Annotated in this window: 20 protein-coding genes, 1 pseudogene and 1 other annotated feature; of the genes and pseudogenes, 15 read left to right on the forward strand and 6 right to left on the reverse strand. The window is 40.2% G+C overall.

The window, feature by feature from the left end; all coding sequences use genetic code 11:
• Positions 1-188 precede the first annotated feature (188 nt).
• The 5 genes from GKC25_RS03760 (at position 189) to GKC25_RS03780 (ending at position 6568) form a co-directional block, all read left to right on the forward strand.
• Positions 189-1373 carry a DUF1835 domain-containing protein gene (locus tag GKC25_RS03760; protein ID WP_034665076.1) on the forward strand — a complete coding sequence of 395 codons (1185 nt, stop codon included), beginning with the start codon at positions 189-191 and terminating at the stop codon, positions 1371-1373.
• A 335-nt stretch (positions 1374-1708) separates the two neighbouring features.
• Positions 1709-1933, forward strand: a binding site (T-box leader).
• A 50-nt stretch (positions 1934-1983) separates the two neighbouring features.
• The gene (thrS, locus tag GKC25_RS03765; protein WP_034665240.1) at positions 1984-3906 is read left to right on the forward strand and encodes a threonine--tRNA ligase; all 1923 of its coding nucleotides are present in this window, start codon (positions 1984-1986) and stop codon (positions 3904-3906) included.
• 172 nt (positions 3907-4078) lie between these two features.
• A complete protein-coding gene (locus GKC25_RS03770; protein ID WP_342689913.1) occupies positions 4079-4645 on the forward strand; it encodes a hypothetical protein in 567 nt (188 codons plus the stop codon).
• Positions 4646-4662: 17 nt separating this feature from the next.
• On the forward strand, positions 4663-5955 hold the full coding sequence (locus GKC25_RS03775) for a hypothetical protein (RefSeq protein WP_262417085.1): 1293 nt from the start codon (positions 4663-4665) through the stop codon (positions 5953-5955).
• 331 nt (positions 5956-6286) lie between these two features.
• Positions 6287-6568: a hypothetical protein gene (locus tag GKC25_RS03780; RefSeq protein ID WP_003217864.1), complete on the forward strand. Its 282-nt coding sequence runs from the start codon at positions 6287-6289 to the stop codon at positions 6566-6568.
• A gap of 54 nt (positions 6569-6622) precedes the next feature.
• Here the strand turns inward: GKC25_RS03780 and GKC25_RS03785 are convergent, their stop codons facing one another.
• Positions 6623-8131 (reverse strand): helix-turn-helix domain-containing protein, encoded by a 1509-nt coding sequence (locus GKC25_RS03785; RefSeq protein WP_106038439.1) that lies wholly within the window; start codon positions 8129-8131, stop codon positions 6623-6625.
• 690 nt (positions 8132-8821) lie between these two features.
• On the opposite strand from GKC25_RS03785, the gene GKC25_RS03790 reads away from it, so the two are divergent.
• From GKC25_RS03790 to GKC25_RS03800, 3 genes are read left to right on the forward strand one after another with little or no spacing between them, the layout of a single operon-like run.
• Positions 8822-14974 (forward strand): SpaA isopeptide-forming pilin-related protein, encoded by a 6153-nt coding sequence (locus tag GKC25_RS03790; RefSeq protein ID WP_342689914.1) that lies wholly within the window; start codon positions 8822-8824, stop codon positions 14972-14974.
• A 21-nt stretch (positions 14975-14995) separates the two neighbouring features.
• A complete protein-coding gene (locus GKC25_RS03795) occupies positions 14996-15598 on the forward strand; it encodes a class D sortase (RefSeq protein ID WP_095286111.1) in 603 nt (200 codons plus the stop codon).
• Positions 15591-15917 (forward strand): hypothetical protein, encoded by a 327-nt coding sequence (locus tag GKC25_RS03800; RefSeq protein ID WP_034665060.1) that lies wholly within the window; start codon positions 15591-15593, stop codon positions 15915-15917. Before GKC25_RS03795 ends, GKC25_RS03800 begins: the two co-directional genes overlap by 8 nt.
• Before the next feature lie 53 nt (positions 15918-15970).
• Here the strand turns inward: GKC25_RS03800 and GKC25_RS03805 are convergent, their stop codons facing one another.
• The 3 genes from GKC25_RS03805 to GKC25_RS03815 form a co-directional block, all read right to left on the reverse strand.
• Entirely contained in the window at positions 15971-16285 is a 315-nt protein-coding gene (locus GKC25_RS03805) for a DMT family transporter (RefSeq protein ID WP_034665057.1), read from the reverse strand.
• Positions 16286-16630: a DMT family transporter gene (locus tag GKC25_RS03810; protein ID WP_017358819.1), complete on the reverse strand. Its 345-nt coding sequence runs from the start codon at positions 16628-16630 to the stop codon at positions 16286-16288.
• Positions 16631-16710: 80 nt separating this feature from the next.
• Positions 16711-17289 carry a TetR family transcriptional regulator gene (locus GKC25_RS03815; RefSeq protein WP_095286112.1) on the reverse strand — a complete coding sequence of 193 codons (579 nt, stop codon included), beginning with the start codon at positions 17287-17289 and terminating at the stop codon, positions 16711-16713.
• A 173-nt stretch (positions 17290-17462) separates the two neighbouring features.
• On the opposite strand from GKC25_RS03815, the gene GKC25_RS03820 reads away from it, so the two are divergent.
• The 4 genes from GKC25_RS03820 (at position 17463) to GKC25_RS03835 (ending at position 20447) form a co-directional block, all read left to right on the forward strand.
• Positions 17463-18011, forward strand: a complete 549-nt coding sequence (locus GKC25_RS03820) for a VanZ family protein (protein WP_034665053.1) — start codon at positions 17463-17465, stop codon at positions 18009-18011.
• Positions 18008-18472, forward strand: coding sequence for a DUF6884 domain-containing protein (locus tag GKC25_RS03825; RefSeq protein WP_095286097.1), 465 nt, complete (start codon positions 18008-18010; stop codon positions 18470-18472). The genes GKC25_RS03820 and GKC25_RS03825 overlap by 4 nt, the downstream gene beginning before the upstream one ends.
• Before the next feature lie 151 nt (positions 18473-18623).
• The gene (locus GKC25_RS03830; RefSeq protein WP_034665049.1) at positions 18624-19253 is read left to right on the forward strand and encodes a rhamnogalacturonan acetylesterase; all 630 of its coding nucleotides are present in this window, start codon (positions 18624-18626) and stop codon (positions 19251-19253) included.
• 153 nt (positions 19254-19406) lie between these two features.
• Positions 19407-20447 (forward strand): NAD(P)/FAD-dependent oxidoreductase, encoded by a 1041-nt coding sequence (locus tag GKC25_RS03835; RefSeq protein WP_095286098.1) that lies wholly within the window; start codon positions 19407-19409, stop codon positions 20445-20447.
• 59 nt (positions 20448-20506) lie between these two features.
• Here GKC25_RS03835 and GKC25_RS03840 read toward each other — a convergent pair whose 3' ends face one another.
• On the reverse strand, positions 20507-20836 hold the full coding sequence (locus GKC25_RS03840) for a YnfA family protein (protein WP_095286099.1): 330 nt from the start codon (positions 20834-20836) through the stop codon (positions 20507-20509).
• A gap of 398 nt (positions 20837-21234) precedes the next feature.
• Between GKC25_RS03840 and GKC25_RS03845 the strand changes: the two genes are divergently transcribed.
• The 3 genes from GKC25_RS03845 (at position 21235) to GKC25_RS03855 (ending at position 23367) form a co-directional block, all read left to right on the forward strand.
• On the forward strand, positions 21235-21738 hold the full coding sequence (locus GKC25_RS03845) for a hypothetical protein (protein ID WP_034665043.1): 504 nt from the start codon (positions 21235-21237) through the stop codon (positions 21736-21738).
• 78 nt (positions 21739-21816) lie between these two features.
• Positions 21817-22824: a zinc-binding alcohol dehydrogenase family protein gene (locus tag GKC25_RS03850; protein WP_034665041.1), complete on the forward strand. Its 1008-nt coding sequence runs from the start codon at positions 21817-21819 to the stop codon at positions 22822-22824.
• Between the two features lie 15 nt (positions 22825-22839).
• Positions 22840-23367 carry a YfiT family bacillithiol transferase gene (locus GKC25_RS03855; protein ID WP_095286100.1) on the forward strand — a complete coding sequence of 176 codons (528 nt, stop codon included), beginning with the start codon at positions 22840-22842 and terminating at the stop codon, positions 23365-23367.
• A 76-nt stretch (positions 23368-23443) separates the two neighbouring features.
• Here GKC25_RS03855 and fabZ read toward each other — a convergent pair.
• A pseudogene (gene fabZ / locus GKC25_RS03860) lies at positions 23444-23734 on the reverse strand (3-hydroxyacyl-ACP dehydratase FabZ); the annotation flags it as partial.
• Positions 23735-23739 lie beyond the last annotated feature (5 nt).

The following is a 23739-nucleotide window of genomic DNA, read 5'->3' on the forward strand; positions in this document are numbered from 1 at the left end:
AAGTCTCAAAGCGAGCTCAGTAAACAGATTGCCCCATTTCGTGGGATATAGTCTCTTCAATTCTGCATTCTATATATATCTTATCCTCTCATTGTCATACTTTTGAATGAAATTGACTCAATAGAATTGACGCAAGAGCCATGAATAGGTGAAGATGAAATAAACTGTAAGATAAAGGGAGACAAATGATGATACATATCGTATTTGGGGCAGCAACTGCCGGTAGTTTAAAACAAGCATTCCGTGAAATGAAGCAAGATCAAATAGATGATATCATCGCTTTTGATGATATTTATTCGATTGGACCACTTTTACATTTACACGGACGTGAAGGACAAGCGAAGCGTAAAGAGTGGCTGCGTAACGTGATGTCAAACGAATTTGGCGATTTTGACGACATGGTCAACGATCAGCACAGATTGCTTCAGCAAATAAAACATATAAAAGATGGTACGCGTATCCTCATCTGGACAGGCAATAATGCCCATGAGCAAATTGGTTTGCGATATGCCATCTATTTATTAAAAGAGAAAAACATTGAATTGTCTCTCATCAATACAACGGCTGCATTTGATCAGCTGTTCAATACAAATACTAGACGAATGGATATTCGCCATGCCGGGGAAATTACAACTGAAAAATTGAAGGTTTTGTACAGATGTAAAGAGCACATTCACACAGTATCAAAAGAAGAAAGAGAGAAATTACACAGCGAATGGCTTTCATTTGCTAAGGAAAATCATACGCTGCGGATATGGCAAAAAGGACAAACGATCAGTGTACCAGAAGATGAGTTTGATGCTTATTTAGTGAAAATGGCTAAGCGGCTTCATCAGTCCGAGCCAGAAGAGGAGTACATCGTAACTCCACGCTTAATAGGAGAAGTCATTGGTCATTTAGATCAGTATATCGGTGATGATTTTATCGAGTATCGGATAAAGACATTAATTGATCAAGGCATTTTTGACATGATAGGACGACGAACTTCCATGCGTTATTACTCAATTAAACTGACAGAATTCGGTCAGCACTTCAAAAAATGGGTGTGCTGCCGTGAATTTGAGGATCATCCTTTTGTGAAAATTGAAGGAGATTACGGTGGTGAACCTTTTCATTGTGGGTATTGTCAATGTCATCTAGAAAGAGATGATATACCAATGAGCGATACACTTTTCTCAAAGATCTGGAATTGGAACATACAGTATGGCCGCTGGTTTGACGAAGAGACAGATGATTTGCTATCAAATGGTGCAGACATGGAAAAGAAATTCAATCAAGAAGGAGAGCGTATCACAGAAGAAGTGAAACGAGCCTTATCCCCTGCGTTTCAAATTGAATACAGCCCAAGTCAATACACGCAACATATCATTTAAAGAATGAATTTCAATTGCTCTGCACAAAATAAAGCTTTACATGTTCTATCATCATCATGTAAGATATGGAGAAATTAAAAGCGAAGAAAAGGACATGAGCCATTTTTGCTGGGTACCAGAGAGGGAAGTTACGCTGAAATCTTCCTAACGCAGGAAATGGTCTTACCACCTTTGAGCTGTATTGGGGAAAATTGAAGTATCCAATACCGTCTACGCCTCGTTACGGCGCCAGAGCCATAAAGCGAATATGCATTATGGGAATTTGGGTAGAACCACGGATCTCACATTCGTCCCTCTATGAGGGATGGGTGTGTTTTTTTGTTCACTCATATATCATCATTGCTTTGAAAAGGACATGAGCAGCTTTTATCGGTTACCAGAGAGGGAAGTCACGCTGAAATCTTCCTAACGCAGAAAAGTTGTCTTACCACCTTTGAGCTGTATTGGGGAAAATTGAAGTATCCAATACCGACTATGCCGCGTTACGGCACCAGAGCCATAAAGCGAATACGCATTATGGGAATTTGGGTGGAACCACGGATTACACATTCGTCCCTTTATGAGGGATGGGTGTGTTTTTTTATTTCAAAAAAAGAAAGGTGTGTCAGTCATGAGAGAAAAATTGGTGAAGATTCAATTTCCAGATGGAAAGATAAAGGAGTTTTCTGCAGGTACGACTGTCGCAGATGTTGCCTCCCATATTAGCCCGAGTTTAAGGAAAAAAGCAGTGGCAGGAAAGATCAATGATCAATTGGTCGATGTAAGTCACCAGCTGGACAGCGATGCTGGGCTGTCTATTGTCACACTCGATTCAAAAGAAGGGCTTGAAGTGCTGCGCCATACATCTGCACACATATTAGCCCAAGCGGTGAAAAGGTTATACGACAATGTCACACTTGGAATCGGACCTGTTATCGAAAATGGATTTTACTATGATATGAAGCTCAATCAAACATTAAGTGTAGAGGATTTGGCTGTAATTGAAAAAGAAATGGAAAACATCATAAACGAGAATCATCTCATCCAAAGAAAAGAGGTATCTTACAAAGAAGCTGAATCGTTGTTTGCACATGATCCATATAAGCTGGATATTTTAAAAGGTCTACCCTCTCAAGAAGCCATCACAGTTTATCAGCAAGGAGAATTTATCGACTTGTGCCGTGGACCACATTTACCTTCTACTGGGTACTTAAAGTCATTTAAACTAACACGTGTTGCAGGGGCTTATTGGCGGGGAGACAGTCATCAAGATGTATTGCAGCGAGTGTATGGTGTAGCGTTTCAACATTCAAAACAACTAGCTGAATATCTTCATTTCATGGAAGAAGCAAACAAGCGTGATCACCGAAAATTAGGGAAACAATTATCACTATTTATGTTTTCAGAAGAAGCGCCAGGTATGCCGTTTTATTTACCAAAAGGTCAGCTTGTCAAAAATGAATTAATGGCTTTTTCTAGAGAAGTGCGAGGCAAAGCGCAATATGAAGAAGTGAGCACACCGTTTATGATGAACCAAGAGCTTTGGGAAAAGTCGGGACACTGGGATCATTATCATGAAAATATGTATTTCTCAGAAGTAGACCATACAAGCTTTGCTTTAAAGCCGATGAATTGTCCAGGACATATGCTCATGTTTAAAAATAGCTTATATTCATACAGAGACCTTCCGATCAGGATGGCTGAATTTGGTCAGGTGCATCGTCATGAATTTAGCGGAGCATTAAATGGATTGTTCAGGGTCAGGACATTTTGCCAAGATGATGCCCATATTTTTTTGAGAGAAGATCAAATTGAAGCTGAAATCAAGCGGATTTTCCAATTAGTTGATCATGTGTATCGGACATTTGGGTTTGAGTACTCTGTGGAACTATCCACTCGTCCTGAAAAAGCGTTAGGCGATGATCCCATTTGGGATATCTCTGAATCAGCGCTAAAGAATGTGCTTGATCGGCTAAAAGTCGATTACCAGTTAAATGAAGGAGATGGGGCATTTTATGGACCGAAAATTGATTTTCATATAAAAGATGCCTTGCAGCGAAGCCATCAGTGCGCTACAATTCAGCTAGATTTTCAAATGCCTGAGAAATTTGATTTAACATATATCAATGAAAAGAATGAAAAGGTACGGCCAGTTGTGATTCACAGTGCCATTTTCGGTTCTCTTGATCGTTTCCTTGGCATTCTCATTGAGCATTTTGCAGGCGCCTTCCCGTTATGGCTGGCACCAGTGCAAGTACAAATCATCCCTGTCTCAATGGTTCACCTTGATCACTGCCTGGAGGTGCAGCAGCAATTAAGAAGTATCGGAATAAGAGTGACAATAGATGAACGGGATGAAAAACTCGGCTATAAAATGAGAGAAGCACAAATACAAAAAATCCCTTATATCGCTGTCATTGGCGATACAGAAATGCAAGAAAAAACACTGAACATCAGACAGCATGGAGAAAAGACATCTAGACAGCTGTCTATTGATGACTTTCAACATCTGGCAGCTCAACAAATAAAAAACAGAACAGCTGCTCAAATATGATGTGCTGATTTCATGAAGAAAGATAAGACGTTCATTGAATGATGGGCGTCTTTTCATTTGCGAAAAAAGCCGAATTGACAGTAGAAAGGGAAAATATGAAACATTTTTTCAGTGAAATCGTAATAAAGATAGAGCGTTCAACAGAAACATTTAAAACGGAGAGGAGTATTGCATGGAACAAGCTGCACTGAAAAAGATGAGGACGAAACAAATAGCTGTCTCTAATTTAATAGCCGCTATCATAATCGTCGCTTTTTTTATGTTGATCCAAATTGTTGAAATTCGATTTACACATTTCTTTCTTTGTTTAGGAATTTTAATGCTCCTTCAAAGCATTTATGGTTTTATTAAAAAAGGATCAACAAAGTCTTTCATTCCAATTTTCGAGCAGATAGCTATTTATGAAGAAGAAAAATTGGGGAAAGAGTGGGAGAAAGAACAGAAGATGGATAATGTTTGGAAACTGATATTGAGTGGGCTTATGTTCTTTCAGTCTTTTAGCTTCCAAGATGTATCGAACCCATTCTTTGATATCCAACCTATATTTCTACTTTTCTTATTGATTATGGCTCTAGCTCTTATCAATATTAGCATGCTTTTTCGCTTTAGAAAAATCGACCGATCTACTGAAGTCGAATTAACAGGCTATACAAAAGAGTCAAACATAATGGGAATCGCTTTAGGATTCTTGACTGTGATCGTCATCTTCATCTTTATCGTTATTTTTGTTCTTCCATAAAACTTAACCATTTTGAGGTGAATCCATTGAATGCAAACATACAACAATTGATTGATCAGACAAAGGCGAAATTTGGCTTAGATCTTTATCATCTAAAAAGACACAGCTTTCATCGTTACGTCAATATGTTTAATGAAACGATTTATACATTGAATATGGAATGGTTCCCCTCTCATGAAGCTGAACCTGAGGACGACGATGTCAACCCAGACGGCACAGCCATTATTGAAGTGAATTTGAATAAAAGACAGGTGGAAACAGTTATTTTTGTCATGGACAAAACCTATGCGCAGCATGGTGTCACATTTAAGAGACCATATCCAGCTCATGTCATTCAATGGATCGAACAAGAAACAGGGTTGATCTATGGTGAGCATTTTCACATGCATCAGAAGGAAAAAGGGGGACTTTTTTTCGAAGAAGCAATAGATGGCGTGAAAGTGACGCCTTCAGGCAGAATTGAGGTGAAATGGGATGAACATGGACAGCTCATGTACTTTACACACCACGGCCCATTTTTAGCCAAAACATTACTGAGAACTGAGGAATTCACGCTTTCTATTGATATGATGGAGAACTTAGCCCAGCAGCAAATGCAGCGGTTTGATTGGCCATCCTTCGAGCACAATCGAATTCGAGCAATTTATGCATTAGAAGAAATCTATGTCAAGAACGATGGAACAGGAACGCTTCCGTTTGAACTTGGGCGTGGAGAAACGCATTGTATACACATGAATGAGATCATTGAGTGGAATGAACCGTTAAACAATGCCTTTGAAAAAAAGGAAATGAATATCCATGAGGACATTTCAGCTGAACAAGCTTTCTCATTGGAGCCTTCACCGGATACCATCCCGATATCAAAAGAAGAGCAAGCTGAGTGTATAAAAGCAGTCCGAACCTTTTTGGCGCAAAAATATCCAAAGGATACAGGGAAGTGGGTTCTGAAAACACTCCAACGTGATCATGGATACATCCATGCGATATTAAAAACGAACGGGCAAGAAGGCAGTGGGTTTATGGACAAGATCAAGGTCTTCATTGACGCCAGCTTGTTTGAAGCCGTTAATTACATAGATAAAAAAGAAATGTTTCAAGTGTGCGGGATACTCAATCCTTCTCAAGCAGCAAGTGAAATTTCTGTATCTCAGAAAGAAGCCTTTGAAAAATTGAGAGAACGTCTTGAACTTACACCTATCTACGTCTATGACGAAGTGCAAAAACAATATGTTCTATGCGGAAAGCTCGATTGCCATGATGGTGTTGATGCAGAGAGCGGCGAAGTGTTTTCTTTGAAAGACCTCTCATAATTTCTTAAGGAACAGTGAGGAGCTGTTCTTTTTTGTCTCATTGCACCAATTTTTTGAAGAAATTTGGAATTTTGTAGCAGGAAGTTGTCGTTTCATCACGAAAGAAACAGATAAGAATATGATCATAGGTCCATCGGTTGGAATATAGTAGACGTCATACATAGTAAACACTCCTGACAGTAAAGTTGATCTACAATGCTTTTTGAAGAAAAATGAAATCGTGTCTCTAGTAGTATACGACATTTGGTGGACTGACATCATAGGATGACTTGAACACGTTTGTTTTTAGGTAAGCTTGAAGCCATGATAGAAGAAAGTGAGGATATCTGCCTTGAGTACATTGGAAGTGTTTCGTCAGTTTTTGGTTGACCATTATCCTGCGTTACAAGATGAGCTTTGGCTGAAAGATGTTGATACCCTTCGAATCTCTCCTATTCTTCATCCTTTTCTGAAAAGCAAGCTGCCAGAGGGGATCGAAAAATTCACTTGTGTCCTATTCACGCAGCAGACAGATCAAACCGCTGCACCGCTCAAAGTATACCTTCTATTAGATGAATATGAGCAATCACTTTACGCCATTGATTTGATGAATGAACAAATCGTGCTTCATTAATACAGAAGCAAAAAGCTGCTTGAGAAGCTCTCAAGCAGCTTTTTTTGATGAACATTAGTCGATCATATCAACCAATCTTAGGTGCAAGTTGTCCAATTCTTTCTTTGTTGGAAAAGAGCTGATCAGCAGCGTAGACCGCCCGAATTGAACCGGAAGCTCAGTATCAGTCACAATCATATCAATCCCAAGTTGATCCATCGTTACATCATTTAATGTATTTTCTGGACTTGTAAAAGTGTGAATGAGAGGAGGCACGCTTAATTTAATTAAATCTGTTATAAACAAACTATGATAATAGCCTAATGTTGAAATAACAAATATGTTCAACACGTTTCTCCGCTCCATTTCCAATTGAACAAGCCCTCTCCAGGTAGACGTAATGATACGGATCAATTCCCGTTCATTTTTCACAAAAGAAGCGAGTATATCGTCTGTTTTTAACTCTTGGATGATATGAGTAATCCTCGAATAGAAGTAAGGAAGCTGCTCTTTCACCTCTGATAAATAACTCGATTTCTTTTTGAAAAGGAATCCATCTCTCACGGTAATTTCCTTAGAATACACATAATATTGGAGAAGAACCAGTGTCATCACCTTGCGATTAGCCACCTCTTGATGATAAATCAACTCCAATTGATTGATAAATGAATGAATGGCTTCAAAGAGGCGTGGTGTATGCGATTGAAAGAACGTCAACTTTTCTTCGACAGATTCAATTGATTTAAAGTGGCCAATAGCTGGTTCGATCAATAGTAAAAAGACAAATTCGTGATGATCCAGCGTAATACCAAAAATGTCCTTTGTCATTTGGCAAATGTGCTCTTCCCAGTTTTTGATTTGATTATAGATACCTTTGGCTGTAGAGGTCTGTTTTTCTTCATTCATCGAGTACGTATAATTGCGTCGTATGGTAAAATTTTTCCTCACTCGGTGAATGGAAACACCGAGCCACAGGCAGTATTTATCTATAGCCACATCTGGTACATTGACTTCGAGCACCTGAAATAGCTCTTGTAATAAATCAACTGCGTCTTGCTTTTGAATATCATCGAATGGCCAAAGCCGGCTTCCATACACTTCAAACAAAAACTCAACAAAGAATTGACGAATCTCCTTCTCATTCCCATGGAACTGCATACTATCCGGGCGTAACTCGATGTCATAGGATGTAAGGATCGAATTGATTTTATGAATGGTGTTATACAATGTGGATCTACTAATATTAAGCGTGTCCATCCATTCATAGAAAGACCTGTTTTGTTCGAAAAAAATGCCGTCAATCAATCGAATTTCAATCGTATCTTTTAATATTTCCTTGATATAATAATCCACTCGTATCGTCTGTGTATAACAAATGGATATGCCTTGTCTTGGCTTTATGTGGATTAACGGCTCTCCATTCTCTGTTTTGAACGATTTCATTTGTTCTAAATCGCTTTGAATGGCACGAACCGAACCGATATGTTCATTCGATATTTCTTGAAGGCTCCACCACTTATTTTTGGATACAAGCAGTTTTAAAATTTTTATCCATCTCTTTGATTTATTATCAATGAGCTCCATCAAACAACTAACTCCTTCCCTTGGCTTGCCTCTATATATTATGAAGTTCCGATAAAGAACATGAGATTCTCAAAATAGGCATGAAATGATTGTAATGTTTAGGCTAAATCGTTTTGTCTTCACTTTTGATGATAAAGAAGAAAAAAATTAGACGAAAACAAATGTTATTCGCTGATTCTCCATATTTTTCTTTTAAAAGGTGATAAATATGCCATGAATCCTATAAAAATGGATCATTTTAGATATTTTGTTTATTTTTTTGCTGTTGAAACGGTAAATGAAAGAATAAAATGAAGCAGAATTTTGATTACCATATGAAAGGGAGTAGAAAGGAATGCGATCTATATGATGCTGAACTGACTCACCATACATACCATATGATACAAGCTTGTTTCATATGAACGAACCTTATGTGAATACATGCTTATATATGCATGTACACATCATTTATTGTTCATACCAGTATCAATAAAAATTCACATTTATTCTTTCATGATCCCTCTCACTATTCCCCATTTCTATAGACCCCTATCCCGTTAGTAAACCCACTACTCATAATTGATCAACTCATTTTATTCATAGGGTCTTAAGGTGCAATTTTTAGAAAATATTTGATCAGAAGCGGAGTGATTGATCAGACAGTATACAAATGATTTTTTTATCGTTGTTGAAAATTAATTTTAGAAAAGGGTGGATGTATTGAAAAGAATATTGTCATTGGCTCTCATCGCGGTGTTAGTCATACAGTCTAGTATATTAGGAATCTTGCCTCTGGCAGGGGCACAAGCCAAAGAAAGCCGAGAAAACATTTATGGGGATATTGAGTTTGCTGATAGCGAAGGCAACAAGTTATCAAACATGGAAGATCAGCAAGTAAGAAAGGCCACTGTGCATTGGTCTATAAAAGGAATTGATCTAAAAAAGCAATATCCGTATGTACTCTCTCTTCCTTCAGCCATCCAGGTAGAGAAGGAGCAGAAGGAACCAATTACTGTGGGTGACATAGTTGTTGGCGAGTATACTGTTTCAAAACAAAATGAAGTGACGGTGGAATTTAAAGAAGATGTTGAGATCGATCCAAATTTAGAAGGATCAATAGACATCGATGTCACCAGTATAGCTGAGCAAGAAGAGAAAACAAAGCAAAACAAGCGTGAAGAAAGTCTTCCAAAAGATGACTCAGCCTCATCTGAGAAAGACAAAGCTTCTAACAATCAAGAAGCCGCTCAAACGAAACAAAGCGATGAGGATGAATTACTAAAAAACAAAGTGAACGTATCTAAGCGTGTAGGGCTGCAAAGTGTTTCAAAACAAATGCTGATACAAGAAAATCTCCTCACTGATGCGAAATTGATATTTGAAGATCAGGAAGGAAATTCAGTTGATAGGCCTGATATCAACTCGCTGATTTCCATTAACTATAAGTGGGCCATCCCGAATGGGCATAGCTATAATGGCGGGGATGAATTCCATTTCAAGGTTCCAGAGGAATTAGTGATTTACGAAAAAATCGATCGTCTCGAGATGAAATTTAATCAAGCAACCATTGGTTATTTTTCTGTAGATGAAAGTGGAAATGCCTCCATCGAATTCACTGACTTTATCAAACAATATTCAAATATCCATGGAACACTTCAAGTGTGGACGCAATTAGATAAAAAAACTGTCATTACTGAAGAAAAAGAAGTGGTCATTACTCCAATTGAAGGCAAAGATACGATATCAATCCCGATTCAATACATTCCAAATGGTCCAAACGTCTCTAAAAAGGGAGAACCAAATCGATCTTACAATGCTGAAACCATTCAATGGACAGTCGATTTTAATATGGACTTAGACGATGTGAAAAAAGCGAGACTTTTAGATCCGATTCAAGAAGGTCAAGCGTTAAAGAAAGATTCAATCAAGCTTTATCGTGTTGATACAAAGCTAAATGGTGAAACATCGATTGGTCAGCAGCTTGACGAAAACCACTACACCATCGGCCAAACAGCAGATGGTCAAGATTTCACGATTGAATTTAAAGATGACGTGCATCTAGCTTACCGTTTAATGTATGAAACGGACATTACGAATCAAGATCAGTCTGCGTTTCGTAATAAAGCGTCCCTTGTCTCTGCTGATAAAGTGATTAGTTCAGCAGAAGGAACAGTGAATGTGACTAGAGGCAGTCCTTTAAATAAAAAAGCCGCCCACTACGACCCAGTCACACAAACAATTACGTGGGAAATTCGTTATAACTATAACGAAAAAAAGATGGCTAAAAAGGATGCTTTGTTAGAAGACTTCTTTAATGGCACACAGGCGCTGATTTCTGATTCATTTCAAGTCAAGGAAGTCACAATTGATCAGAATGGCAAAGAATCAGGAACAAAAGCGTTTGGAAATTATGTGGTTCAACCTCAAAAAAAGGATGAACAAAACGGGTTTACCTTGCAATTCAATCAAGATATTCAATCGGCTTATCTCATCACATATCAAACAAAAGCAACCGAGCGGATTTTTGAAGCTGAAGAGATTATCAATACTGTAACAGCTGGCAAAGAGAGCAAACAAGGGAAGCAAAGAATTGACCAGCAAATCCTAACGAAAAATCATGGAACACCGAATTACAAGAACAAGACCATTCCATGGCGTATCACCTTCAACAAAGATCAACAAACCATGAACAACCTGATATTAAAAGATACGTTTACAAACGAAGGATTGACGCTGCAAAAAGATAGTTTAAAAGTGACGACAGGAAAAACATTGCTTGAAGAAGGCACAGATTATCAAATAGTTGAACATGCAAATGGATTTGATATTCAATTTACGAAAGAAATAAAGACAGAACATACAGTCACATATACAACGTCTTTTGATTATGAAAAAAGAGCAGATAAAGATCAAAAGAATCTGCGTAATCATGTAAAGCTTGAATGGGTAAATGAAGATGGCAAGGATTTGACGAAGGAAAATCAGTCTGTCTTCACGCCTGACACATACACGCAGTCAAATGGGTTCAAGAACGGAACATATGATGCAAAGAAAAAAGAGATCACCTGGAATATCGGTGTGAACTATAACTTGAAACATTTAGAAGAGGCGAAAATCGAGGATTTCATTCAAGGAAATCAGCGTTTGCTTAAAGATTCAATCACCATCTACTCGCTTGATTTACATGGCGGGGAAAATGGAGCAGAAGAAAAAGAGGTATTAGCGAAAGAACATTATGACATCAAATTCCTTGAAAATGAAAAGGGAGAATCAGGCTTCGAAGTCATTTTCAAAAATGCCATTGATTCCCCATACAAAATCACGTATCAAACAAGTGTTGAAGGAATGGATTTAGTACAGAAAACCTACGAAAATAAAGCCGCCCTTTATGATGGAAAGACGAAAGAATCAGATGTGAACGCTGTAGTGTCCATTCCAAATGGAGGGAAATACACGAGCAAATCAGGAAATCAGCAAGGGAAAGTTATTGATTGGAAACTGAATATCAACTTTGGTCAATCAACAGTCCAAGATGCGACGATTATAGACCATCCGAGCAGTAACCAAGCCATAATAGAAAACTCATTTCATCTCTATTCGACGACAATAGATGAAAAGGGGCAAGTGACCAAAAAGGAAGAGCTGGAAAAAGGGAAGGATTATGAGCTAGACCTTGAATTCGATCCAGACTCTTTTCAAATCAAATTTAAAGAAGAAATCACCAGACCATATATTTTAGAATATCAATCTCTCATTTTAGATAAGGTGGGAAGTACACTTCATAACGAAGTAACGTTTAGAGGTGAAAATGTAAAAGAAATAAAAAAGGAATCCGAAGCCTCAATTGTGGTAAAACGCACCGCTGGCATGGGAGATGGCACGGGAGCGATTGGCGCTTTAACCATTAAAAAGGTAGATGCGAGTAGTGGAAAAGTGCTAAAAGGAGCAAGCTTTTCTCTGACAGATGCTGCGAGCGGTATCGTCATTGGAACAAAGGCAACAGATGAAGAAGGAGCTCTTCGATTTGATCGTCTCTTGTATGGTGACTATATAGTGACAGAAGTGAAAGCACCTGATGGTTATATGAAGAACAAGGAACCGATCCATGTAACGATTGATCAGCCTTACGAATCAGGAGATCAAGCGAAAACAGGAAATAGCATGACGGTGCAGAACCAAGAAATCCGCCAGCATGTCAAGTTAACAAAAAAAGACAAAGAGACGGGTGCAGCATTAGAGAATGCAGAATTTGAACTAAAAAATGAATCTGGAGATACCGTCCAAACCCATTTGAAAACGGACGAAAAAGGAGAAATTCTTTTCAAACATCTTGAGCCAGGTTCCTATTATTTCGTTGAGACAAACGCACCGAAAGGCTATCAATTAAATCAGCAAAAATGGCCGTTCACAATTAAAGAGAATCAAACAGAAACAACGACTGTAACCGCAGTAAATGACATGATAAAAGGCTCTGCAGAATTGAGCAAAATAGGCGAAGGCGGAGAGAGACTAGAAGGTGCACAATTCAAGCTCTTAGATCAAGATGGGCATGAGCTAAAAGATTCGCTTGTCACAGAAGAAAATGGCAAGATCACGATAAACGAACTAAGACCGGGTACGTATCAGCTCATTGAAACAAAAGCACCTGATGGTTATGTATTAGATGAAACGCCAATCAAATTTGAAATACCACTCGATCCAAAGGAACCGGTCATCATTTCGAAAAAGAACCTATATGAAACAAGTGCATTAGAAGTGATGAAAGAAGGAGAAGATGGCAAGAAGCTTCAAGGTGTTCGATTTGAAGTCATGGATCAAAATGACGAAGTCGTGCGTAAAGATTTGTCAACAGATGAAGATGGGAAGCTTTTGATCGACAACCTCAAACCGGGCAAATATCAGCTCGTGGAGACAGAGAGTATTGATGGTTACCAAAAGAAAAATAAACCTTATCCTTTTACCATCGAAATCGCACAAAAAACTCAGGCAGAGATAAAAGTAATCAATGATCTTAAAACTGGAGCTGTCCAGCTCACGAAGCTCGGTGAAAAGAATGATGTGCTTAAAGGAGCAGAATTCAAGCTTTTAGATGCAAATGGAAAAGAGATTGAAACGGGTCTCGTCTCAAATCAGAACGGGCAGATCACAATCAGCGATCTTAAACCTGGAACCTATCAGTTTGTTGAAACGAAGGCTCCATTCGGTCATGAGCTTGACGAAACACCTGTCACTTTTGCTATTCCATTTAACCCACAGAAGCTGGTCAGTGTCACAAAAGAAAATAGCCGCACAACAGGCGGAGTGCTGTTGCACAAAAAAGGCGAAGATGGGAAATCTTTAGAAGGGGTTGTCTTTGATCTATCTGATGCTAAAGGAAAGATAGTGGCAGGAGGAGAAGGGATTACAACCAATCAGGATGGAAAAATCACCTTCACAGGTCTAAAACCTGGAACCTATCAATTTGTTGAAAGAAAGAGTCTTGAAGGCTATGAATTGAATGCGAAACCACTTGTCTTTCAAGTTGAATTAGGTCAAAAAAAGTTGATTCAAGTGGAGGCAATCAATCAGCTCAAGAAAGGTTCTGTAGAACTAACAAAAATAGGGGAAGAAAAAGAAAGATTGAAAGGCGCAGAATTTACACTTTTCAATGACGATGGTAAAGAATTGATGTCAGGTTTAACAACCAACGAGAAAGGCATCATCACTGTAAACGATTTGAAACCAGGCGCTTACCAATTGGTTGAAACGAAAGCACCTTTTGGACATAAACTAGATGCAGAACCAGTAGACTTTAAGATTGATTTCAACCCAAATCAACTGGTGAAAGTGACAAAAGAAAATATTCGGACGACAAGTGCTGTGAAGCTTCAGAAAAAAGGGGAGGATGGACAGTTGCTCGCTGGGGTGACCTTTGACCTGATTGATGAGCATGATCAGCGTATTCAGAAAGACTTAAAGACAGACAAAAACGGTCAACTGACAGTCGATCAACTGAAACCAGGAACCTATCAATTTGTCGAAACAGCAAGCATTGCCGGCTATGAATTGGATCAGACACCTGTCTCATTTACGATTCGTTTAGGTCAAGACAAACCAGCAAAAGTAGAAATGATCAACAAACTGACGCCGGGGGCAGTGGAACTGACCAAAGTGGATGATGAGGGATATACGCTGGAAAATGCAGAGTTTGCTCTTCTGAGTAAAGAAGGGAAAACGTTGAAGACATCACTTGTAACGGACCAAAAAGGAAAGCTCCACATCAACCATCTAAAACCGGGAGAATATCAATTCGTTGAAACGAAAGCACCTCACGGCTATCAATTGGATGATCAGCCGATCCCGTTTACAATTGAGAAAAATCAGCAGAAGCCACTTCAATTAACAGCGAAGAATCACTTGATCTTAGGAAGTCTGCGTATCATAAAGGTAGACCAGCAGACAGATAGAACCTTAAAAGGTGCAGCCTTTGACATTCGTACAAAAGCCGGGAAAACCATAAAATCTGTGACAACAGGAAAAGACGGAGAAGCCATTGTAAAAGGGCTTAAACCTGGTGAGTATATACTGACAGAGACGAGAGCTCCAGATGGTTATGTAGCTTTAAAGAAGCCGCTCATCTTTACAATTCAAATGGGCGAAGTGGAGATCAAGACAATGATTGTGAAAAATGCACCAGTAGAGAATGAAGAGGACCACACGAATCCTCCAGCCTCACCTAAAGGTGATCAACATCCGCCTCATGACTCAAACGGTGAGCTGCCAAAGACTGGAGAAGAATGGCTGCGTTATTTGATGTATGCAGGGATTTTACTAGTAGCTTCTGGAACTGTTCTTCTTGTTGTCAGAAGAAGAACCATTCAGTAAAAGGAAGGAACGAGTGTATTGATGAAAAAAAGAACCTTATTAGGCAGCTTTTTGGTGTTCACAGGGCTGATGCTCATCTCCGTTCCTTTTATATATGAGTGGCGAACTTCTCAAGAGACAGCGGCAATGGAACAGGCATTAAAGATGATAGAAGAAAATGACAGTGATGCCCTTTCTTCTATTCCACATCTAACTGTGTCAGAAGAAGACCTTCGAGATGTAATGGAGCTAGAGATCCCGTCAATTGATTTAAACGAAAAAGTGCTTCCTGTTACATCAAAAGAAAATTTAGGTATTGCACTGACTCAGATCAAATCTCATCAAATGCCAGGTGAAGGGAATTTCACGATTGCAGGCCATAGAGGGTATAGAGGCGATCGGCTTTTCAGGCAGCTGCCAGAGGTGCCGAAAGGAGAAAAAGTCGTCTTACATTATCAAGCGGAAACATACGAATATAAAATTGTCAGCTCAGCTACGATTGAACCGACGGATATTGATGTACTAAAGGATCGCGGAAAAAATGAACTGACATTGATCACTTGTACTCTTGATGGTCAGAAACGATTTGTCTTAAAAGGAATACGAATCAATGCTTCAAAGGGTGAGCAACCGTCGGATGTATAACACCAACATAATAGATGATGGGTACAATCGAAGAGCAGCGTTGACGACCGACATGTTACACCAATTGTTATCAGAGCATTATCCAACTTTAAAAAACGAACGTTGGGATGTTGATGTAGATACAATTCGGACTTCGCCTATTCTTCATCCTATATTAAAAAGAAAGCTACCAATTGGTATCGAAAAATTCACCTGTGTCTTGTTCACGCAGCAAACAGCCGTTTTTGGAGAGCCTTTGATTGTGTACTTTTTATTAGATGAAAAAGTCGAATCGATTTACGCAATGGATCTCTTGCTCGAGCAGCAAGATACCCATTAAACGAGAAACAAAAAAGGAAGGGGCTTTGACTCCCTTCCTTTTTTGTTATTCAATTACGCAAACAACTTCAGCCCAACGACGCCAATCACAATCAGCAGCAAGCTGAGGATACGAATCATGTTTTTCGGCTCTTTAAATAGAATCATATTAAACAAGACAGAGCCCGCCGTTCCAAGTCCAATCCAGACCGTATAGGCAACGGATACTTGAACGGAAGAGAACGAGGCGTATAAAAACAAAAAGGATAAGGCAAATCCGCCAACAAATAAAATGCCTGTCGTGATTTGCTTTTTCTTACTGAACATATTGAGACCAATGGTTCCGCCAATTTCAAAGGCAGAGGCTAACAGCACAAAAAACCAGCCCATTTATACCGCTTCTCCTTTCTGCTCATGTGCATCCCCATCAGACACTTTCAGTCCAATAATGCCGAGAATTAAAATGCCCATAAATAAGAGCTTTTCTAATGAAAACGAACCGCCAAACAGCGCATAATCCATCAAAGACGTACCAATCGTTCCAACTCCGGCAAACACGGCGTACACGGTGCCTGTCGGCAGCTTCTCGCAGGCTTTCATTAAAAAATAAAAATCAACCGGGATCAGGCAGATAATGATCGCCCACTCCCACACAGCATCAGCTTTATTTAAACCAAACACCCAAAGTAATTCGAATAAACAAGTGAGTGCGACATACATCCAGCTTTTTTTCATCGTATTTCCTCCTAAAACTAAAAACTGACGATTCGTCATTTTGAAACCAAAAAAGAGCGTACAGCAAGTGCTGTACTAAGTTAAGGTGTCTCTATGCCAAGTGCGTAAAGGAGAAATTGCTTCACCTCTCGCTTTTGAATCAGAACCTCTTCTGTATCTGTTTCTGTAAATAAGTACATTTGCTCAGCAGACGATTCCAGTAAACCGATAATGAATTTAGCTGCATATTGACAGTTCAAATTCGAACGGACTCTTTTGTCCTGCTTAGCTTTTTCTAAAAAAGCAGCGACCCATTTGTAAATCGGCTCATAAATATCTTCCCATTCCTTTAAATGCTCCGTGGCAGCTAAACCTGAGTAGGTCAGAGCAAGGACGTCACGGTATTGTCTTGTAAAAGAGAAGATGAATTCAACAAGCGCATCTGCTTGATCGAGGACATCCGCATGCTGTGTTAATTCTTTTTCAATAGCGGGGACCATCTGTGAGATCAGATATTCTGCGATAGCAGGCATGACAGACAGCTTTGAAGGAAAATATAAATAATACGTCCCTTGCGCCACTCCTGCTGCTTTCACAATATCCGAAATGGTCGTCTTTTCAATTCCTTTTTCTTTAAACGCGTCAATGGCAGCAAGCATAATCTTTTCTCGTTTCGACACATCTTCACCGACCTTAAATGACTGAATGTCAGTCAGTTTAGCGGAAAAATGACGATTTGTCAATATGGTATTCTCGTCATTGAATATGAGAATAAGTGATGAATAGATGCGGGCAGGCCTGAATAAGCTGTAAATATGGTCAAGCATCATGTGAGAAAGGGGCAGCTCTCCGTATGACATCCAGTGCTATAGTTTCCATTGCTTATTTTCTCCTGCTCGTCCCGCTCTATCTACATATGAGATACAGACAGGCGAAAAAGCAAAAACGATTTATCTATTTACGTACAGAATTAGTTCTTGCCTGTCTATTTATTTATACGAATGTTTTATTATATTTGACGGTCTTTCCAAATCGTTTTTCCGCACCAAGGGATCAGGTGAGTGTCAACCTCATGCCTTTGCAGTCCATTTATCAAAATCTTCACGCCTACCATCACGGCTATCCCAATCTTGTTTTTTTAAATCTGGCAGGGAACATTTTGTTATTTGTGCCACTTGGTTTTTTTCTATATCAAGCATTCCGAACCATGCGCTGGCAAAAGGCGATTCTTGCTGGCTTTTTCTTGTCAACAATGATTGAAGTGCTTCAATGGATGTTCTCGCAATCTGGTATCATTACAAGAAGCAGCGATATTGATGATATCCTCTTAAATACACTTGGCACAGCGCTAGGTTGTATTTTGTATCGGATGTATCGACGAAGGAAGGAGAAAATCAAGTGAAGCGAGTTTGTATCATTCCATGTGGGGCGAAGAAAATTTGGGACGTCCATCCAGAGGCAGGGAGCCAGCCGGCGAATCTTGTTTATTTAAGTCCGCTGCATCAGCGTACGAAAAGCTATGCCCAAACGTTCTTTTCAGACTGGCTGATTTTATCAGCGAAGCATGGATTCTTAAAGGCAGATGAGATCATCCATGAAAATTATGATGTGGCTTTTGGTACACCGCATGCTGATCAAATGACACGAGAAGCACTAAGGCAGCAATTTCATGAAAAACATCTCACTGCATATGATGAACTAGTGATTCTAGGTGGAAAGAAATATCGAAAGGTGATCGATCCTTTGTTACTTCCTCATCAAACAGCGATTTATCCGCTGGCTCCATATAAAGGAATTGGCTACATGCTTCAGGCGTTAAAGCAAGCTGTTGAGACAAAAGTAGAACTTCCGCCGCATATTTAACGTATTCACATCGACCGGTAAGCAGGGTTTTCATCATCAAAAAGAGAATCAATGAAGTAGCGATGCTAATTGTTTCATATCTTTTCAGCAGCCACTAGGATGTCCGCATCGCTTAGAAGAGGTGGCTATTTGAAAAAGGGGGCGTATGAACATGACAACCATCTATTTAGCTGGTGATTCAACCGTTTCATCTTACCCAGACCGTCCTGTTCAAGGAGGATGGGGAGAGTTTTTACATCGCTATACAGCGCAAGGCGTGAGCGTCGAAAACCGTGCAATCGGTGGAAGAAGCTCAAAAACATTCATTGAAGAAGGACGGCTTGATGACATATTGGCTGACATTCAGCCAGGGGATTGGCTGTTCACACAAATGGGGCACAATGATGCTTCAACGGAGAAGCCCGAGCGGCATACAGATCCTTTCACGACGTATAAAAGCTATTTGTCTCAATATATTCATGGAGCAAGAGCGAAAGGAGCAACACCGCTTTTATTAACGCCAGTCGGCCGCTTTCATGAAAAAGACGGAGAATATATCAATGATTTTCCAGATTACTGTGCCGCTATGAAGGAATTAGCTGATGAAGAAGAGGTCCTTCTCGTTGATTTGAATACGGCAAGCCTTCAGTTTTATCAAATTTCCGGCATAGAGAAAACGACTTCTTACTTTATGCTGTCAACAGGCATAGAGGATCGCACGCACTTTACAAAAGAAGGAGCAGATGCGATCGCACGACTTGTTTCGCTTGAATTAAAAGACCTTGGATTAACGATTGTGTGATGGATGACAGGACGAGTAAGCGCTCGTCCTGTTCTTTTTTTGCAGAAAGCTATTGATTCCCTTCACCAGAGTAGACTACAATAGATACATATGATAATGAGAATCAATATCACTGACAAATAGATCAATCGATGAAAAACTGGAGGGACTCAAATGACAGAGCAGCTTGAATTGTTTGACGTCACCATTATTGGCGGCGGTCCAGCAGGAATGTACACCGCCTTTTATAGTGGGATGCGGGACTTAAAGACCAAGGTACTTGAATATAACGAAAGCCTTGGCGGAAAAATCCTACTGTATCCTGAAAAAGTCATTTGGGATGTAGGGGGTTTGCCGCCAACAAGAGGCGAACAGCTGATTCAGCAGCTGGAAACGCAGGCGAAAACATTTGAACCAGAGATCGCACTGAATCAAAAAATCACAACATTTGAGCGCGATGAACATCATAATATTTTACTGACGGCTGAAAATGGCGATCGTCATTTGACAAAGACCCTCATATTAGCGATGGGCCACGGCATTCCTGTCCAGCGGAAACTTGAAATCGAGCATGCAGACCGCTATGAAGTGACAAACCTTTATTACACAGTGCAGGAGCTTAAGACATTTGCAGGAAAGCGGGTTGTTATCTCTGGAGGCGGCGACTCAGCGGTTGACTGGGCAAATGCGCTTGTTCCGATTGCTGAAAGTGTGACCGTCGTGCATCGCCGTGACATGTTTGGCGGACATGAGAAAAACGTCGCCAACATGAAGGCATCTTGCACACGAATTTTAACCCCGCATGAACTGACAGAACTTCATGGTCAAGGCGATAAAATTGATGCTGTCACCATCCAAAACATAGAGACAGGTGAAATCGAACGAATGGAAACAGACGCTGTCATCGTCAATCACGGCATGAAAGGCGATTTAAGTGTATTATCAGAATGGGGACTCAAGCAGGGTGAATGGGGACTGATCGAGGTCAATGAAAAAATGGAAACCAATTTACCAGGCGTCTATGCGGTAGGTGATTTATGTACACATAAAAGCAAGGTCCGCTTAATAGCTGGGACATTTGTTGACGGAGTCAATGCGCTCAATAGCGCAAAGCTTTATATTGAACCAGAAGCCGAAAAAGTGGCGTACGTGTCCTCACATAATGAACGCTTTAAAGAGAAAAACAAAGAATTGCAAACGGCTGGAGCTCGTTAAATCATTCAAATCACATCATAAAAGTGCTGCCCGCATGTGGCAGCACTTTTTATGTGGGGCTATGAACTGCGGGGCGCAAATAACATCACACTGACCCCGGCTAAACAGATCAAAGCACCTATCCAGTCGTAGAAATCAGGTGTTTTACGATCGATCCACCAGCCCCAAAACACAGCAAGAACCACAAACACACCGCCATAGGCCGCATAAACTCGTCCAAAGGTCGGGAACTGCTGGAAGGTAGGGATGATCCCATAAGCGACGAGGATGAGGCTCCCAGCAATCCCGTAGCTGACGGGTTTGGCTTCACGCAGCCAAAGCCACACAAGGTAGCCGCCGCCAATTTCTGCTATTCCTGCTAATAAAAAAAGAACGATCGTCAAGATCATTGAAGGACACTCCAATTCGTTTCGTTACCTTCTATTATGACATGTTGAAAAAATGAGTTCTACTTCATTTACATTGTGAGGGAGATGAGAGTTTGCTAAAATCTACTGAACAGAGAATGGAAACACATGGATTCTTGACTTTTTTGATATAACTGATCCAAATGACCGTTTTTTTCGTAAAGTAAGTACATTCTCATGAGGAGCACACTTCCTTTTTCAGCTACCGTGGCAGTCACCCTTGAACCAAAAAAGGATAACCAGCTTCCGCAAGGACCTGTCGTACTAAGCGCTGCATTTTAAGTTTGATTCATGAAGGGTGCCTTTTGGAGGCATCCTTTTTCTATTGAAAAAGGAAACTTTTTGGCAAATAAGACGTAGTACATATGGAGGTGAAACAGATGAAACCATACATAGAAAAAGAACTATTTCTCTTATCAGTCAGACACGCATGTATTGCATGTTATTTTTTAGTGTTTCCGTTTGCTGCACAAGTCCTTTATACCCCATCACCTTTATTGATCGCCCTCATCGCTCTTTTTATGACTCATAACTTAGTAGAATGTATCATTTGGTTTTACAAATCGAGAAAGATCAGGAAGTGCCAGTCAGGCGATCTCCCCAAACGAGGGCACGTCTTTGTCCAGCTCATGCAGAGGCTGGAACATCTGATGATGATCGGTTTTGTTGTTTTCTTTATCAATGAATGGCTACAGGGAGCGGCTGATCTCCAAACTCTTTCACTAGCTGTTTTTCTATTGATGATTTTTTTCCTGCAGCACATTCAGTTTTATTACTTCCAGCTATTCTTTAAATCCAAAAGCTGGTTCTCCTATGTTCCTTCATTGCAAAAGGCACGTCCTTCTTATATAGCGAGGGAGCGAAAGGCTTTGAAGAGATCCTAAATGTGCAAACTATCCAAAAACATCAGAAAATTATGATAAAATGTGGAAAAGAAGCATGGAGAAAGGGAGTGCGAGCGAGTGAAAGCCGTTGGACTATTGGAGTACTTACCGATTGAGCATGAGCAAAGCCTGATGGATCAGGAAGTAGAAAAGCCTAAAGCAATGGGCAGGGATATACTGGTGAAGGTAGAGGCAGTCTCAGTGAATCCAGTTGATACAAAGGTGAGATCACCGAAGGATCAGAAGGAAGAAGAACTGAAAATTCTTGGCTACGATGCAAGCGGCACGGTTGTTGAAGTCGGTGAAGCGTGTACATTATTTCAGCCAGGTGACCACGTATACTATGCGGGAGATATCACGCGTCAAGGCTCAAATAGTGAGTATCAGCTTGTGGATGAACGGATTGTGGCGAAAAAGCCTGCCAATCTCTCCTTTGCAGAAGCAGCCGCGATGCCTCTGACGACCATTACGGCATATGAAGCGTTATTTGACCGGATGCATATGAAGCGAAATGCAGAAGGGGCAACACTGCTGATCATCGGTGGTGCAGGCGGTGTAGGTTCTATCGCCATTCAACTAGCCAAATTAGCGAATGCCACTGTGATCGCCACCGCATCAAGACCTGAAACAAAAGAGTGGTGTCTGTCATTAGGTGCCGATCATATCATTGATCATCATGAGCCGCTTCTCGCGCAGCTTCAGGAAAAAGGAATAGGCGAAGTGGATTTTATTTTATGCTTAAATGACACAGATGGACATTTCAAAGGCATGGCAGAAGCCATAAAACCCCAAGGCACGATCTGTACCATTGTCGAGAATCAGCACAATCTAGACATTCAATTACTCAAAAATAAAAGTGCTGCATTTGTATGGGAGTTCATGTTCACACGCCCTATGTACAAAACAGCGGACATGATCAAACAGCATGAGCTTTTAACAGAGGCAGCTGAGTCATTTGAACAGGGAACATTAACGCATACCTTAACAAAGGTTCTCAGTCCGATCAATGCTGCTCATTTGAAACAGGCACATCAAACGCTTGAGCAAGGAAAAATGATTGGCAAATTTGTGCTGGAAGGATTTTAAGAGAGGGGAGAGCGTATGACGTCATTACAATATCCGATTGGCTTATATGAACCGGTTGAAGAAAAAACGAAAGAACAGCTTGAGGCATGGATTGATCAGTTGGCTGCGATTCCACAAGAGTATGAAGCGGTGACCTATCAGTTGACAGATGGTCAGCTGGATACACCCTATCGGCCTGGAGGATGGACCGTCCGTCAGCTCATTCATCACGTAGCAGACAGCCACCTGAATGCTTATTTACGATTCAAACTTGCGCTCACAGAAGAGACACCGGATATACGTCCATACGATCAGGAGGGATTTGCCGAGCTTCCAGACAGCAAGGCGCCCATCAGCCTGTCACTTCCCTTGATCAGCAGTCTGCATCGCAGGTGGGTTACTTTACTTCGGGGAATGTCAGAGGAAGACTTCAATGCGTTTTATTATCACCCAGCCGATCAACAAACGGTGTCCTTATATGATGCAACAGGAATGTACGTCTGGCATTCAAAGCATCACCTTGCCCATATCACGGAATTAATCAAAAGAAATCAATGGAATTAAAGGAGACATCATATGTCTGGTAGAAAAATTGTTGGCGCCATGTTTATTTGCATGGCGGCATTGTTTTATATAGCGAAATATGTTCTTTTGGAGATACGTTATAGTAACAGCTTAATAATCCAATTTTCCCTCGATTTTCATCTTTCATTAACATAATAACTGCACTTACTTGTGCCAACGCTTCTACAATTAGAACACCTGGCAATACTGGATATTCTGGAAAGTGACCATTAAAGCACTCTTCATTAGTAGTAACATTTTTAATTCAAACTGCGCGTTTTCCCTCCTCTATTTCAAGAATACAATCAACTAATAAAAACGGATAACGATGTGGAATAATTTCTTTAATTTGTTGAGTATTGAACATGACTC

It is taken from the genome of Bacillus pumilus (assembly GCF_038738535.1).
Classification (GTDB): Bacteria; Bacillota; Bacilli; order Bacillales; family Bacillaceae; genus Bacillus.